Origin of the sequence: Streptomyces sp. TBY4 (assembly GCF_024213195.1) — a bacterium.
Classification (GTDB): Bacteria; Actinomycetota; Actinomycetes; order Streptomycetales; family Streptomycetaceae; genus Streptomyces.
Genome location: NZ_JANAVF010000004.1, coordinates 300,844 through 315,443, shown reverse-complemented (window position 1 = coordinate 315,443; position 14,600 = coordinate 300,844). Strand labels below are relative to the sequence as shown.

General features: G+C 72.2%; 16 protein-coding genes. 9 read left to right on the top strand and 7 right to left on the bottom strand.

The window, feature by feature from the left end; translation table 11 throughout:
* Positions 1 to 72 precede the first annotated feature (72 nt).
* The 4 genes from NLX94_RS12115 to NLX94_RS12100 all read right to left on the bottom strand — a co-directional run bounded on the left by NLX94_RS12115 (position 73) and on the right by NLX94_RS12100 (position 3,877).
* Positions 73 to 1,974 (bottom strand): serine/threonine-protein kinase, encoded by a 1,902-nt coding sequence (locus tag NLX94_RS12115; protein WP_254382673.1) that lies wholly within the window; start codon positions 1,972 to 1,974, stop codon positions 73 to 75.
* Positions 1,975 to 2,081: 107 nt separating this feature from the next.
* Positions 2,082 to 2,576, bottom strand: coding sequence for a lamin tail domain-containing protein (locus tag NLX94_RS12110; protein WP_254382672.1), 495 nt, complete (start codon positions 2,574 to 2,576; stop codon positions 2,082 to 2,084).
* 120 nt (positions 2,577 to 2,696) lie between these two features.
* Positions 2,697 to 3,107, bottom strand: a complete 411-nt coding sequence (locus tag NLX94_RS12105) for a RidA family protein (protein ID WP_254382671.1) — start codon at positions 3,105 to 3,107, stop codon at positions 2,697 to 2,699.
* Positions 3,104 to 3,877, bottom strand: a complete 774-nt coding sequence (locus tag NLX94_RS12100) for an IclR family transcriptional regulator (RefSeq protein WP_254382670.1) — start codon at positions 3,875 to 3,877, stop codon at positions 3,104 to 3,106. Before NLX94_RS12100 ends, NLX94_RS12105 begins: the two co-directional genes overlap by 4 nt.
* A 136-nt stretch (positions 3,878 to 4,013) precedes the next feature.
* On the opposite strand from NLX94_RS12100, the gene NLX94_RS12095 reads away from it, so the two are divergent.
* The 5 genes from NLX94_RS12095 (at position 4,014) to NLX94_RS12075 (ending at position 8,858) form a co-directional block, all read left to right on the top strand.
* Positions 4,014 to 5,297: an amino acid deaminase gene (locus NLX94_RS12095; protein WP_254382669.1), complete on the top strand. Its 1,284-nt coding sequence runs from the start codon at positions 4,014 to 4,016 to the stop codon at positions 5,295 to 5,297.
* 4 nt (positions 5,298 to 5,301) lie between these two features.
* Positions 5,302 to 6,888: an amidohydrolase family protein gene (locus NLX94_RS12090; protein ID WP_254382668.1), complete on the top strand. Its 1,587-nt coding sequence runs from the start codon at positions 5,302 to 5,304 to the stop codon at positions 6,886 to 6,888.
* A gap of 53 nt (positions 6,889 to 6,941) precedes the next feature.
* Entirely contained in the window at positions 6,942 to 7,949 is a 1,008-nt protein-coding gene (locus tag NLX94_RS12085) for a YdcF family protein (protein ID WP_254382667.1), read from the top strand.
* A 93-nt stretch (positions 7,950 to 8,042) separates the two neighbouring features.
* A complete protein-coding gene (locus NLX94_RS12080) occupies positions 8,043 to 8,228 on the top strand; it encodes a hypothetical protein (RefSeq protein WP_254382666.1) in 186 nt (61 codons plus the stop codon).
* 147 nt (positions 8,229 to 8,375) lie between these two features.
* Positions 8,376 to 8,858 (top strand): nitroreductase/quinone reductase family protein, encoded by a 483-nt coding sequence (locus NLX94_RS12075; protein ID WP_254382665.1) that lies wholly within the window; start codon positions 8,376 to 8,378, stop codon positions 8,856 to 8,858.
* Here NLX94_RS12075 and NLX94_RS12070 read toward each other — a convergent pair.
* On the bottom strand, positions 8,839 to 9,516 hold the full coding sequence (locus tag NLX94_RS12070) for a DUF4386 domain-containing protein (RefSeq protein WP_254382664.1): 678 nt from the start codon (positions 9,514 to 9,516) through the stop codon (positions 8,839 to 8,841). The genes NLX94_RS12075 and NLX94_RS12070 overlap by 20 nt on opposite strands.
* A gap of 137 nt (positions 9,517 to 9,653) precedes the next feature.
* On the opposite strand from NLX94_RS12070, the gene NLX94_RS12065 reads away from it, so the two are divergent.
* On the top strand, positions 9,654 to 10,382 hold the full coding sequence (locus NLX94_RS12065) for a TetR/AcrR family transcriptional regulator C-terminal domain-containing protein (RefSeq protein ID WP_254382663.1): 729 nt from the start codon (positions 9,654 to 9,656) through the stop codon (positions 10,380 to 10,382).
* On the opposite strand, the gene NLX94_RS12060 is transcribed toward NLX94_RS12065, so the two are convergent.
* Positions 10,379 to 10,858, bottom strand: a complete 480-nt coding sequence (locus NLX94_RS12060) for a macro domain-containing protein (protein ID WP_254382662.1) — start codon at positions 10,856 to 10,858, stop codon at positions 10,379 to 10,381. The two genes, NLX94_RS12065 and NLX94_RS12060, sit on opposite strands and share 4 nt — an antisense overlap.
* Positions 10,859 to 11,168: 310 nt before the next feature.
* On the opposite strand from NLX94_RS12060, the gene NLX94_RS12055 reads away from it, so the two are divergent.
* Together NLX94_RS12055 and NLX94_RS12050 are read left to right on the top strand one after the other, a co-directional pair.
* Positions 11,169 to 12,380, top strand: a complete 1,212-nt coding sequence (locus tag NLX94_RS12055; protein ID WP_254382908.1) for a PTS transporter subunit EIIC — start codon at positions 11,169 to 11,171, stop codon at positions 12,378 to 12,380.
* Between the two features lie 2 nt (positions 12,381 to 12,382).
* On the top strand, positions 12,383 to 12,613 hold the full coding sequence (locus NLX94_RS12050; RefSeq protein WP_254382661.1) for a DeoR family transcriptional regulator: 231 nt from the start codon (positions 12,383 to 12,385) through the stop codon (positions 12,611 to 12,613).
* 78 nt (positions 12,614 to 12,691) lie between these two features.
* Here the strand turns inward: NLX94_RS12050 and NLX94_RS12045 are convergent, their stop codons facing one another.
* Complete coding sequence (locus tag NLX94_RS12045) at positions 12,692 to 13,117, bottom strand: hypothetical protein (protein WP_254382660.1); 426 nt, start codon at positions 13,115 to 13,117, stop codon at positions 12,692 to 12,694.
* 261 nt (positions 13,118 to 13,378) lie between these two features.
* Here NLX94_RS12045 and NLX94_RS12040 point away from each other — a divergent pair, with 261 nt between their 5' ends.
* On the top strand, positions 13,379 to 14,590 hold the full coding sequence (locus NLX94_RS12040; protein ID WP_254382659.1) for a pyridoxal phosphate-dependent aminotransferase: 1,212 nt from the start codon (positions 13,379 to 13,381) through the stop codon (positions 14,588 to 14,590).
* Positions 14,591 to 14,600: the final 10 nt, after the last annotated feature.

The window sequence follows — 14,600 nt, the reverse complement described above, 5'->3', positions numbered from 1 at the left end:
TGCCGCAGTACCCGTCACGTGAGCCGGGGGCGCCCCACCGCCAGGGGGGCGCCCCTCCTGCGCGCGCCTCGGCTAGTCCTTCTTCGCTTCCTCGGCGTTGCGCCAGATCGTGAGGTCGAGGGTGATGTACTGGCTCGACTCCTTCGCCCCCGACTTGCCGCGGTACGTGGCCACCGCGATGTGCCCGGCGCTACTCAGGACGCAGACCTGCGATCCGTCCGTGAGCTGGTCGAGGCGGATCTTCTCGGTGAAGCGGGTCACCTGGCGGCAGGTCTCCAGGGAGCCCTTCTCCGCGTTGTTCAGCAGGACCAGCTTCCCGTTCGCGGTGCCGAACTCGTCGTTCCCGAAGACGGAGTCCCGGTAGTAGTAGAGGTCCCCCTTCCCGTACTGCACGCCCCCGCCGCTCGGCTCCTCCGCCGGGCGCGGCGGGTTGTCGGCGAGCAGCAGCCGGTGGGAGCCGGGCATCTCGATGCGCTTGTACTCGACCGGCTGCGGGTCGACGGGCTTCTGGGCCGCCTTGCCCGGGGAGGCACCGGCGCTCGCCGTGCTGCCGCCGCTGCCGGGTGAGCCGGCCGCGCCGTTGTTCTTCTTCGAGTCGTCGGGGAGCAGGGACCCCAGGACGGCGAGCCCGATGACGGCGCCCACGACGGACAGGGTGACGATCAGCCCGGTCCGCTTGGGGCGGGTCGGCGCGGGCGGGTACGACTGCTGCCCCCACCCGGGCTGCGCGTAGGAGGGCTGGGCGTACGAAGGCTGCGGGCGCGGAGGCTGCGCGTACGCGGGCTGCCCGTAGGCGGGCTGGGGCTGGGCGTACGGGGGCTGCTGGTGCGGGGCCTGCTGGTGCGGGGGCTGCTGGTGCGGGGGCTGGGCGTACGGCGGCGGTGTCGCGTAGCCGGTCGGCACCGTCGCCGCGCCGGGCTGCGCGGCCGGGGCCGGCTGCGCCGGGGTCGCGGCGGGTGCCGGAGGCGCGCTCGGGGCCGGCGGCTGCGGGGCGCGCTCCGTGGGAGTGGGAGCCGGGGCCGCCGGGACCTGGGCCGGCTTCGGCGGCGGGGTGGGCGCCGGGGCGGGCAGCAGGTGCACCCGCTCGGTGATGGAGCCGACGATGGCCCGCGGCAGCCAGTCCTCGCCCTGGCGCAGCGGAACCTCCGCCGCCGCGTGGCACAGCGCGATGACCTCGGTCAGCTCGGGGCGCTCGGCCGGGTCGCGGCTGAGGCACCGGGTCACCAGGGGCCGCAGCTCCTCGGGCAGCCCGCTGAGGTCGGGGTCCTCGTGCACGATCCGGTAGAGCACGGCGTGCGAGGGCCCGTCCCCGTAGACGGAGGACCCGATCGCGGCGAAGGCGGCGATCTGGCCGAGGGCGAAGACATCGGTGGCCGGGGTGATCGTGCCCGCCGAGGCCTGCTCGGGCGCCATGAAGGCCGGGGTGCCGATGCTGACGCCCGTGCTGGTCAGGGCGGTGCTGTCGGCCGCGCGGGCGATGCCGAAGTCGATGACGCGCGGGCCGTCGGAGGCGAGCAGGACGTTGGCGGGCTTCAGGTCCCGGTGGACGATGCCCGCGCCGTGGATGACCGTCAGGGCCTCGGCGACCCCGACGGCCAGCAGCAGCACGCTGCGCGGCGGCAGTGCGCCATGGTGGGCCACGGCGTGCGCGAGCGAGGGACCGGGCACGTAGGCGGTGGCCAGCCAGGGCTGGGCCCCCTCGGTGTCCGCGTCGATGACCGGGGCGGTGTACAGCCCCTGGACCCGCTCGGCGGAGCGCACTTCCTGCTGGAAGCGCCGCCGGAACTCCGGGTCCTCGCCGAACTCGGAGCGGATCACCTTGATGGCGATGGGCCGCCCGCCGGGGGTGTAGGAGAGGTACACCTTGCCCATGCCGCCCGCCCCGAGCACCGCCGCGAGCCGGTATCCGCCGACGACCTCCGGATCATCCGCCTTGAGCGGTTGGAAGATGCCTGCCGAAGGTGCGCTGCTCATGAGGCTCCGTCCCTGCTAGCGGCGTCCCGGCCCCCGCCGGCGCCCCGAAGTCAACCGTGAGGGTACCCAATTGCAGGTCCGTGCCCGTCGGCGCCCACCCGCATCCGTCAGCCGTGGAAGGGGATGTATCCGTTGCCGTCGGCGTCGGACCCGCTCTTGGTGTAGGAGTGGGAGTCCGCGGTCGTGCCCGACGGGCGATTCAGGTAGACCGTGTCGCGGTCGTTGTTCCAGATGAAGTTGCAGCTGCCGCGGTAGGCCACGTTGGAGGCATCGGACTCGGTGCCCTTGCCGCCCCGGAGCTTCACGAAGTCACCGGGCTGCAGGTAGTGGTTGTTGGTGAAGGTGAAGCTGTTGCCGGTGGCGTCCTTGACGACGTATCCCTTGAGGTTGACCGTCACCGTGGTGGAGTAGTTCTTGATCGTCAGGTACTCGTCGCGGGTGTTGCCCGTGGAGCAGCTGTTGGAGTCCGCGCCCGGGGCGTCGTACTGGACCCCGCGGAGCTTGAGGGCCGAGCCGGACTCGGCGGCCTGGGCCGGGGTGGCGGCGAGGGCGGCCAGCGTGCCGGTGGCGATGGCCGTGGCTATAACAGAGCGCTTGCGCAAGAGAGTTCCCCCCACATGATGTGTACTTGAACGGCGCTCAAGATACACACAACGGCGCAAGCGGTCACCGGCCGGTACACACCGTGAGACGCGGCCCAAAACCCCCGCCGCCCGCCCGTGTCAGCCGAGCACCGCGAGGGCGTCGATCTCGATCAGCAGGTCGCCGGGGAGGCCCACGTACACGGTGGTGCGGGCGGAGGGGGCCGCCTTCAGGTTCTGCTCCTCGAAGTAGGCGTTGTAGATCCCGTTCATCTCTTCGAAGTGCGTGGTGTCGGTGAGGTAGACGCGCAGCATCATCACGTCGTCCCACGTGGCGCCGCCCGCCTCCAGGACGGAGCGGACGTTCTCCAGCGTCTGGAGGGTCTGCTCGCGCAGGGTGGGGCCGGCCGGGGTGGGCTCCTGGCCGTCCACGTGCGGGAGGAAGCCGACCTGGCCGGCGACCTGGAGGATGTTGCCCTTGCGGACGCCGTGCGAGAACTTCGCGGGCGGGTCGGTGTGGGTGGCGGGGGTGATGGCGGTCTTCTCGGTCATGGCCTGTCTTCTTCCTGTTCCTGTGCGGGGCCCGAGCCTGAGTACTCGCGGCCGATGGCGTCGGCGGTCTGCCGTACGAGCGGGAGGAGTTCGAGCAGCCCCACGACGGAGAGGACCACACCGGGGGCGGAGACGGACATCGCGGCGACCACCCGGCCGTCGGGTCCGCGGACGGGGGCGGCGAGGCAGTTCAGGGACTCCTCGTGGCCGCCGAGGTCGGTGGCCCACCCCTGGGCGCGTACGAGGTCCAGCTCGCGCAGGTACGCGGCGGCGTCGGGGGTGGAGCGGGAGGTGTAGGCCGGGTACTCGATGCGCTCGGCCAGGGCCCGGCGCTCCGCCTCCGGCAGGTCGGCGATCAGCAGTTTCGCGACGGCGGCGACGGTGAGGGGGACGGGCCGGCCGATGCGCGAGTACATCCGGACCGCGTAGCGGCTGTCGACCTTGTCCACGTAGACGACCTCGTCGTCCTGGTGGAGGGCGAGGTGCACGGTGTGGCCGGTGATCCGGTTGAGTTCCAGCAGGTGCGGATGGGCGATCTCGCGCACGTCGAGGTTCTCGATGGACTCGGAGGCCAGAGCGAAGAGGGCGGCCCCGAGCCGGTAGCGCCCGTCGCCCTGCCGGTAGACGAAGCCGTGCTCCTGGAGGGTCCGCAGCAGCCGCAGGGCCGTGCTCTTGTGCACGGCGAGGACCTCGGCGACCTCGCCGAGCCCGGCCGGCCCCTTGGCCAGGGCGGGCAGGATCCGCAGCGCCCGCTCCACCGACTGGCTCACGCCGTGTCCCTTCGTGCGGCTGTCGGGTCCGGCCCCGTTGACCCGTCGTCACCCGGGATGTTAGACAGCATGCAGCGTGATACGCAACGACTGTTGCAGCACATGCAACACCCCGCACCCCCGGAGGCACCCGCACATGCCCAGCGACCCCGTCCAGGCCCTCGCCCAGGAGCCGGTGGACCACCGGTTCAAGGGACTCCCCCCGGACGCCGGGCAGGCGGGCCTCACCGTCGGGGAGCTGACCGCGCAGCGGCGGAGCCTGTGGACCGGCGGGTTCACCACGCCCGTACTGACCCTCGACGCGGAGGCGCTGAGCCACAACCTCACCGCCCTCGGCGCCTACGCCGAGCGCCACGGGCTCGCCTTCGCCCCGCACGGCAAGACCTGCATGGCCCCACAGCTGTTCCGGCGCCAGCTCGACCACGGGGCCTGGGGCATCACCGCCGCCGTCCCCCACCAGGTGCGCGTCTACCGGGCGTTCGGCATCCAGCGGATCTTCCTCGCCAACGAGCTCGTCGACGCCGCAGCCCTGCGCTGGGTGGCCTCCGAGCTCGCCGCGGACCCCGATTTCCGCTTCGTCTGCTACGTGGACTCCGTGCGCGGGGTCCAGCTCATGGACCGGGCCCTCCAGGGGCAGCCCGCCATCGCCGTCGTCGACGTGGTGGTCGAGCTCGGCGCGGGCGAGGGCGCCCGCACGGGGGCCCGTACCGAGGAGGAGTGCCGGGCCGTCGCCGATGCCGTGGCCGAGGCCCCCACCCTGCGCCTGGTCGGCGTCGCCGGGTACGAGGCCGAGGTCCCGGGCGCCGATCCGGACTCCGTCCACGCCTACCTGCGCCGGCTCACCGGCCTCGCCGCCGAGTTCGACAAGGCGGGCCGGTTCGAGGGGGTCGGGGAGATCGTGGTCAGCGCGGGCGGCTCCGCCTGGTTCGACGCCGTCGCCGACGTGTTCGCCGAGCTGCCGGAGCTCTCGCGGCCGGTGCTGAAGCTGCTGCGCTCGGGGGCGTACGTCTCCCACGACCACGGCTGGTACACCCGCCTCACCCCCTTCAACCGGGTCCCCGAGGAGGGCGGACTGCGTCCCGCCTTCCGGCTCTGGACGCAGGTGGTCTCCCGCCCCTCCCCCACCCAGGCCTTCGTCAACGCCGGTAAGCGGGACATCGCCTACGACCTCGGGCTGCCCGAGGCGGAGCTCGTCCGCGACCCCCTCACGGGCGCCGAGCGCCCGGCCACGGGGATCCGCGTCCTCAAGCTCTCCGACCAGCACGCCTGGCTGGAAACCGACTCCGCCGAGGACGTGCAGGTCGGCGACTGGGTGGCGCTGGGGATGTCCCACCCGTGCACGATCTTCGAGAAGTGGCCGCTGATCCCGGTGGTGGAGGCCGACGGCACGGTCGCGGAGTACGTCCGGACGTTCTTCTAAGCGCATGGACCTGGTCATCCGCGGGGCCCGCGTCGTCGACGGCACGGGCGGGCCCTCCTACACCGCCGACGTCGGGATCCACGAGGGCCGCATCGCCGAAGTGGGCAGCAGGATCGCGGGCGGCGGGCGGCGCACGCTCGACGCCGCCGGCCTCGCCCTGGCCCCCGGCTTCATCGACATGCACGCCCACAGCGACCTCGCCCTGCTGCGCGATCCCGACCACGGCGCGAAGGCCGCCCAGGGCGTGACCCTCGAAGTCCTGGGCCAGGACGGCCTGTCCTACGCCCCCGCGGACGACCGCACGCTCACCGAGGTGCGGGCCGCCATCGCCGGCTGGAACGGCACCGGCGAGGACATCGACTTCGACTGGCGTGACGTCGGCGGCTACCTGGACCGGCTGGACCGGGCCCACGGCGGGCAGGGCATCGCCGTCAACGCCGCCTACCTTGTCCCCCAGGGCACCGTCCGCGCGCAGGTCGTCGGCTGGGGCGACCGCCCCGCCACGCCCGCGGAGCTCGACCGGATGCGGACCCTGGTCGCCGAGGGGCTCGCGCAGGGCGCCGTAGGGATGTCCTCCGGGCTCACCTACACCCCGGGCATGTACGCCTCCGGGGCCGAACTGACCGAACTGTGCCGGGTGGTGGCGGAGTACGGCGGCTACTACTGCCCGCACCACCGCAGTTACGGCCGCGGCGCCCTGGCCGCCTACGCCGAGATGGTCGAGCTGACCCGCGAGGCCGGCTGCGCGCTGCACCTGGCGCACGCCACGATGAACTTCGGGGAGAACGAGGGCCGGGCCGGCGAGCTGCTCGCCCTGCTCGACGGGGCGCTGGCCGGCGGCGCCGACATCACCCTCGACAGCTACCCGTACACCCCCGGCTGCACCACCCTGGTGGCCCTGCTGCCCAGTTGGGCGAACGAGGGCGGACCCGAGGCGGTCCTCGCCCGGCTGCGCGACGACGCCGAGGCCGAGCGGATCCGGTACGCGCTGGAGGTGGAGGGGGCCGACGGCTGCCACGGGGTCCCGGTCGACTGGTCGACGATCGAGATCGCCGGGACCACGGACCCGGCCTACGGGGCGTACGTCGGCACCCGCGTCCCCGACTGGGACACGGCCCGGGCGCTGCTGCTGGGCGACCGGCTCGGACCGAGCATCCTCCAGCACGTCGGGCACGAGGAGAACGTCCGGGCGATCATGCGCCACCCGGTCCACACGGGCGGTTCGGACGGCATCCTGCAGGGCGCGAAACCGCATCCGCGGGCCTACGGCACCTTCCCCCACTACCTCGGGCACTACGTGCGCGAGCTGGGGGTCCTCTCCCTGGAGGAGTGCGTCGCCCACCTCTCCGGCCGTCCCGCCGCACGGCTACGGCTGCCGGACCGGGGGCTGGTGCGCGCCGGGCACCGGGCCGACCTCGTCCTCTTCGATCCGCTGACGGTCGCGGCCGGATCGACGTACGAGCGTCCGCGCGCGCTGCCGGCCGGGATCCCGCACGTCCTGATCGACGGGCGTTTCGTCGTGCGGGAAGGGCGCAGGACGGACGTCCTTGCGGGGCGGGCCGTCCGTCGGACGTCGCACGGAGGCCGCTGACCGGCCGCCGGGCAGCCTCCGGTCGGACGCGTGCCGCACATACGATGAGCGGCATGTACGCCTTTGTTCCTGCCGCTCTCTTCCTCGTCCTCTTCGGCGTGAGCGTCCGGGAGGACCGCCGGCGCTTCCGCAACGCGGTCTACCTGGGCCTCACCCTCATATTCCTGTCCGTCGGACTGCTCACCCTGGTCCCGCGCCTGCCCGCCGGCCTCGACACCGCCGTCGTCGCGCTGGTCTTCCTGGTCCCGGCGCTCGGCACGATCGCGCTCGGGTTCTTCCTCATCGGCAACGCCGTGACGGTGCACCGCAAGGAGGGGCGCCGCCCGGCCCTCCTCTCCTTCGCGGCCGGGGTGTCGATCTTCGCCCTGATCGCCTTCGTCCTGACCCTGGGCAGCCGGGGCTCCGGGGCCTGGGACGCGGTGGTGGTGGGCGTGGTCCTGCTCGCCGGGTACGTCTCCTTCCTCTTCCTCTGCTTCCTCGCCTACGCCTTCCTCTACGGCCGGATCAAGGTGCACGGGGACGTGGACTTCGTGGTGATGCTCGGCTCCGGCCTCATCGGCGGCGACCGGGTCCCGCCCCTGCTGGCCTCCCGGCTGCGCAAGGGACGGGCGATCCACGACGCGCAGATCGCCCGGGGCGGGCGGGTGCCGCTGCTGCTGACCTCGGGCGGCAAGGGGTCGGACGAGAAGCTCGCGGAGGCGCGGGCGATGGCCGACTGGCTGATCGCCGAGGGCGTGCCGGCGGAGCACGTGCGGCTGGAGGACCGGTCCCGCACGACGGAGGAGAACCTCCTGTACAGCCGGACGATCATGGAGGCGGAGGACCCCGCCTACCGCTGCGTGGTGGTCACCAACAACTTCCACGCCTTCCGCGCCGCGATGATGGCCCGCAAGGCCGGGGTCAACGGCCAGGTGCTGGGATCGCCGACGGCGGCGTACTTCTGGCCGAGCGCGACGATCCGCGAGTTCGTGGCGGTGTTCTGGGAGCACAAGGCCGTGAACCTCGGGATCTGCGGCGCGATCGTCGCGCTGACGGCCCTGCTGGCGGCCGTCACCGCCTGAGACGCGGCTCCCCCGGCCCCCCGGCGCCCCGAGGTGCGTTCATGGGGGCGCGGCCGGAGGATGGGGGCCAGGGGGACACAGCAGGAGGTAGCGATGGACAGTGAATCGGACCAGCAGCCCCAGCGCCCCGCACACCTCTACACGGGCTCGGAGCACCCCTTCGACCCCGAGGACCTCGTGATGGCGCGCGGCCAGGACGTGACTCCGGAACGGGTCGAGAAGGCTCGCAAGCTGATCGAGAAGGAGGGCCCGAGGGCGCTCGAACGCTACCTCCCGTAGGTGGGCCCGGAGCGGGGCGGACCGGGCACTCCGGTCCGCCCCGCGGTGCGTCCTGCGGGCCTCCCGAGGTGCGCCGCGGCCGGTGCGCATCCAGAATCGGTGGATGCTCGTTAGGCGCGCGGGGGCCTATTGCAGAGGACGACGACGATGCGCACGATCCAGACGACAGCCACCACCCCCCACGACCAGGTCGACTGGGACCACCCGGCCGACCCGCCGGCCGGGCAGCTCTCCGCGCACGTGCGCGCCTACGTGGACAGCTCCGGCGCCGACGGCCACCTGTGGCACGGCGTCCCGACGCTCCTGCTGACCACCCTCGACCGCTTCTCCGGGCGGCCCGTCCGCACCCCGCTGATCTACGTGAAGGACGACGGCCGCCACATCGTGCTGGCCACCGCCGCCGACGGCACGCCGGGCGTCCCCTCCTGGTACCGCAACCTCACCGCCCACCCCGAGGTCCGCCTCCAGGTCGGCGCCCTGACCGCCCAGGCCCACGCCCGCACGGCGACCCCGGCGGAGCGCGAGACGTACTGGGAGGCCATGACCGCCCTGTGGCCCGCCTACGAGGACCACCAGACGGCGGCCGCCCCCCGCGAGATCCCCCTGGTGATCATCGAACTCGGTCGCTGATCCCGCGGGGCCCGAAGCCCCTGACGAGCAGCCAGCCGGCCAGCGCCAGCTCCCAGGCGAACACCGGGAGCGCGGCGGCGGCCCCCGCCGCGCTGAGCTGCTCGTAGGCCCCGAACATCACGGCGACGGCCGAGGCGCAGATCAGCGGCCCGCCGACCAGACCCAGCACGGCTATGAAGCGCGGCACGAGCCGTGCGCGGTACGCCAGGTATGCGAGCAGCACGGTGTTCAGGCCGAGGGCGATGTTGGGCCCGAGCAGGAAGGTCCACTCGTGCAGGGCCACCAGTGCGGCGTCGGCGCCGTCCGCCGCCACCGCCGTTCCCGCGTCCCGGCGCAGGGTGACGAGCGCCAGGACGGCGGCGATCCCGAGGGCGATGACGGCCGCCTCCAGCAGTCTTCCGAAGGCGTACCCGAGCGCGAGGCCCTCGCCGTGGCGCCGCAGGACGGGGAAGAGCGCCGCCCCGGTCCCGGCCACCGCCACCACGAGCACCACCTCGCAGAGCGCCCCGAGCAGGGCCCGTGTGTCGGCGCCCTGCGCGAGCGGGCCGTCCGCCGCGCCCAGCAGGGGGCGGTAGAGCACCGCCCCGGCGATCGCGGCGACCTCCGTCAGCAGGAACAGCGACCCGACGGCCACCGCGGTTCTCCGGTCCGGACTCATCTTCTGGCACCCCTCGCTCGATGGAGGTGTACGCCGTACACCTGACGGCGACCATAGGTGTACTGCGTACACTCGTCAAGGAGAGGGCGCCGCCGAGGGGCCGCCGAGGGCCGAGGAGAGCAGGGGGCCGACCCGCAATGACCCGCCAGGAAGCCACGGGCAAGGCCGCGGACAAGGCCGCGGACCGGCAGCGGATCCCGCTGAACAAGGACCGCGTGCTGCGCGCCGCCGTCGCGCTCGCCGACGCCATCGGGATCGACGCACTCAGCATGCGCCGGCTCGCGCAGGAGCTGGACGTCGTACCGATGGCCCTCTACAAGCACGTGGCCAACAAGGAGGAGCTGCTCGACGGCATGGCCGACGCCGTCGTCGGCGAGATCGACCCGCCGGCCGCGGGCCCCGACTGGCAGTACGTGATCCGCGGGCGGATCCTCTCGGCCCGGCGGGTGCTGCTCCGCCACCCCTGGGCGGCCCGGGTCATCGAGTCGCGGACCGGTCCCACCCCGGCCGTACTGGCCCACCTGGACTCGATGGCCGGGACCTTCCGGGCGGGCGGGCTCTCCGCCGACCTCACGCACCACGCCATGCACGCGATGGGCAGCCGCCTGCTCGGCTTCAGCCAGGAGCTGTTCGACACCTCGGGCCCCGCCGGCCCCCCGGACCCCGCCCTGGCGGCGCGCTTCCCGCACATCGCGGAACTGGCCGCGACGGCCGCCCACGACGACGGCTCCACGGTGGGCGGCGGCTGCGACGACCAGGCCGAGTTCGAATTCGCCTTGGATCTGCTCCTGAACGGCCTCGCGGCCCTCCACCGCCAGGGCTGGACGTCGGCGCCGGCCGAGAGGCCCGCGACGCCGGAGCGCTAGTCGAAGTCGTACACCGTGACGGGTATGCCCTTCGCGCACAGGCCGTCCCGGATCAGCGGCTCGATGCGCGACCACTTCCCGCCCGCGAGCCCGCAGCCGATGCGGGGCATGTGGACGGAGGCCCCCAGCTCGGCGGCACGGTCCGCCACGAGCGCGAGGCAGCGCTCGACCGCCTCGTAGCGGATGGGCGGACCGGCGCTGCCGGTGCGCATGCCGTGCTGGCCGATCATGTTCGCGACCCGGACGTCCGGGCGGACCTGCACGAGCTGCACCGCGCCGAGCCCGAAGTCGTTCCCGGCGCGCCCCCGGTGCCAGGCCCGGTACGCGGCCTCCGGCTCGCTCCAGCGCTTCGAGAGCGCGAGCACGAAGCCCTTCCCCCAGCCCCCGAGGTCGTTGCAGACGTGCGCGATGATCTTCGGCCCGGCGGCCTGCGGACTGCTCGCGTCCCCCCGGATGAACCTCAGCCGGTCCTCCATGTGGAATCCCCCCTCGTTTCCCCTCCCGAAAGGTACGCGGACCCTCTGACATCGCCGGAGGGCACGAGGTTCGGGGGGCTTCCGACCTCAGCCTGCGGGTCGTAGGTCCACAGTCTGTCCGGCCTTGGGTTTATGCCGTTTTAACCGTGTTACAACTGGAACATCGCGCTGCAAATAGCGCAATTTCCTTCGCTGTTGCCCAGCCCACACAAGCGCTGCCTGCCTTGGCAACACACCCCGTTTCCTCTGGAGGAAGCACGTGAGTACAGCCGAGCAGACGGCCCCGTCTGCCAAGAAGAACTCCGCCGCGATGGCGGTCATGCAGCGCCTCGGCCGCAGCCTCATGCTGCCGATCGCCGTGCTGCCGGCCGCCGCCCTGCTGATGCGCTTCGGCCAGCCGGACATGCTGGGCAGCGATTCGCTGCCGAGCTGGTGCAACGAGATAGCCAAGTACATGGCCGCCGGCGGCGGCGCCATCTTCGACAACCTGGCTCTGCTCTTCGCGGTGGGCATCGCGGTCGGCTACGCGAAGAAGGCCGACGGCTCCACCGGCCTCGCGGCCGTCGCGGGCTACCTGGTCTTCGCCAAGGTGCTGGGCACCTTCACCGACGGCAACGTGCCGAAGATCCAGGCCGTCGTCGACGGCAAGGTCGCCCTCGTCGAGGCACCCGTCAACGCCGGTGTGCTCGGCGGTGTCGTCATGGGCATCGTCGTCGCCCTGCTGTACCAGAAGTTCTACCGGACCAAGCTGCCGGACTGGGCGGGCTTCTTCGGCGGCCGCCGCCTCGTCCCGATCCTGTCCTCCCTCGCGGGTCTGGTCATCGGCATCGTCATGGGCCTGATCTGGCCGGTGCTCGGCAAGGGCATCCACGGCTTCGGTGAGTGGCTGGTCAACTCCGGCGCCGTCGGCGCGGGCATCTTCGGTGTCGCCAACCGCGCGCTGATCCCGGTCGGCATGCACCACCTGCTGAACTCCTTCCCGTGGTTCCAGGCGGGCGAGTTCGACGGCAAGCACGGTGACATCGCCCGCTTCCTCGCCGGCGACCCGAGCGCCGGACAGTTCATGACCGGCTTCTTCCCGATCATGATGTTCGCCCTCCCGGCCGCCTGCCTCGCCATCACCCACTGTGCGCGCCCCGAGCGCCGCAAGGTCGTCGGCGGCATGATGTTCTCCCTCGCGCTCACCGCCTTCGTCACGGGCATCACCGAGCCGATCGAGTTCACCTTCATGTTCATCGCCCCGGTCCTCTACGCGATCCACGCGGTCCTGACCGGTGTGTCCATGGCGCTGACCTGGTCGCTCGGAATGAAGGACGGCTTCGGCTTCTCGGCCGGCGCGATCGACTTCTTCCTCAACCTCGGCATCGCGTCCAACCCGTGGGGCCTGGCCGGCATCGGCCTCTGCTTCGCGGTCGTCTACTACTTCATCTTCCGCTTCGCCATCACCAAGTGGAACCTGCCGACCCCGGGCCGCGAGTCCGACGAGGAGCTCGCCGAGATCCTCAAGGCCGAGGCGAAGTAAGCATGTCCGCGGCGCAGCGCACCCCCGGACGGGGAATGCCTTGCGAGGAGCGGCGCGAGCTGATCGCCGGAGCGGTACGGGCCAGGGGCCGCGTACAGGTCGCCGATCTCGTACGGGAGCTGGGCGTCAGCCGGATGACCATCCACCGCGACCTCCAGCACCTGGACTCCCAGGGCCGGATCCACCGGATCCGCTCCGGAGCGACCACGACGCCCGGGCCGACGACAGCCTGAGCATCACCCCGAAGGCAGGGGCGGGGCACCACCGACCGACCGGTGGTGCCCCGCCCCTTTTCGCGTTGCCGCAGCCGCTCAGGCTCGCGCCGCCGACAGCAGGCCGCGCCAGCGGGTGCGTTCCGTGATCAGGCAGGCCACCGCCAGGGCCGTCACCGCCGCCGCGGCCCACACGGGCCAGGCGGACCAGGACGCCGCCACGGCCGCCACCAGCTGGAGCAGCACCAGCGCGACGGTCACCCCGCCCGGTACGGCGACGATCACCTGGGCCTTGTCCCCCGGGGTCGAGAACACGGTGGGCAGCCCGATCAGCAGCACCACGCTCGCCACCGCCGCCGTCACCGACCAGCCGGCCAGCGCCCACGGGGCCGCCACCCACGCGCACAGCTCCGTCGCGAAGCGCAGCACCGAGGAGAGGTCCGCCCGCGGGCCGCCGCCGCTCACGGCCGCGCCTCCCCTCACTCCCGCATCGCCCTTCACTCCCGTACCGCTCATCTCCCGCATCCCCCGCCTTCCTTGATCACCGCCGCGCGCCGCGGACACCTTAGGACCGGGCAGGGTGACGAGCGCAACACCGGTCCGGATCCCTCCGCCGGGCCCACCCCATTCCGCAGGCCGGAACGGGGGGCCGGCCCCGGTTTCAAAGGGCTCGTGGCGCCCGTACCCAAGCTTTGCCCGAAAGGGGACATATCGGTCCGCCGCCCGCCCCTCCGCTGCACGTCAAATAGCGGGGCGCGCCTCCATCAGGACCCGTAAGCTCCCGTCATGCAGGTGATCCAGTCAACGAAACTCGCCAATGTCTGCTACGAGATCCGCGGACCCGTCCTCGAAGAGGCGATGCGGCTCGAAGCAGCAGGTCATCGCATCCTCAAGCTCAACACCGGCAACCCCGCGGCCTTCGGCTTCGAGTGCCCGCCGGAGATCCTTGAGGACATGCTCCGCAACCTGGGCACCGCCCACGGCTACGGAGACGCGAAGGGGCTGCTGTCCGCGCGCCGTGCGGTGATGCAGCACTACCAGACCAGGGGCATCGAGCTGGACGTCGAGGACATCTACATCGGCAACGGGGTCTCCGAGCTGATCCAGATGTCCATGCAGGCGCTGCTCGACGACGGCGACGAGGTGCTCGTCCCGGCGCCGGACTACCCGCTGTGGACCGCCTCCGTCAGCCTGGCCGGCGGCACCGCCGTGCACTACCGCTGCGACGAGCAGGCCGATTGGATGCCGGACCTCGCCGACATCGAGCGCAAGGTCACCGACCGGACCCGCGCGATCGTGATCATCAACCCGAACAACCCGACCGGCGCCGTCTACGACGACGAGATGCTGCGCGGGCTCACGGACATCGCGCGCCGCCACAACCTGGTCGTCTGCTCGGACGAGATCTACGACCGGATCCTCTACGACGGCGCCACGCACACGAACACCGCCGCCATCGCGCCGGACCTGCTGACGCTCACCTTCAACGGGCTCTCCAAGAACTACCGCGTCGCCGGCTACCGCTCGGGCTGGATGGCCGTCTGCGGGCCCAAGAAGCACGCCTCGTCGTACATCGAGGGCCTGACGATCCTGGCGAACATGCGGCTCTGCGCCAACATGCCCTCCCAGCACGCCATCGCCACCGCGCTCGGCGGCCGCCAGTCGATCGAAGACCTGGTGCGGCCCGGCGGACGGTTCCTGGAGCAGCGCGACACCGCCTACGACCTGCTGACGCAGATCCCCGGCATCACCTGCGTGAAGCCCAAGGGCGCGCTGTACCTCTTCCCGAAGCTGGACCCGTCCGTCTACAAGATCAAGGACGACCGGCAGATGGTCCTCGACCTGCTGCGCGAGGAAAAGATCATGGTCGTGCACGGTACGGGCTTCAACTGGCCCGAGCCCGACCACTTCCGGATCGTGACCCTCCCGAACGCGAAGGACCTCGCCGACGCGGTCACCCGGATCGGCAACTTCCTCGACGGCTACGGCCAGCCGTAGCCGTCGAGCG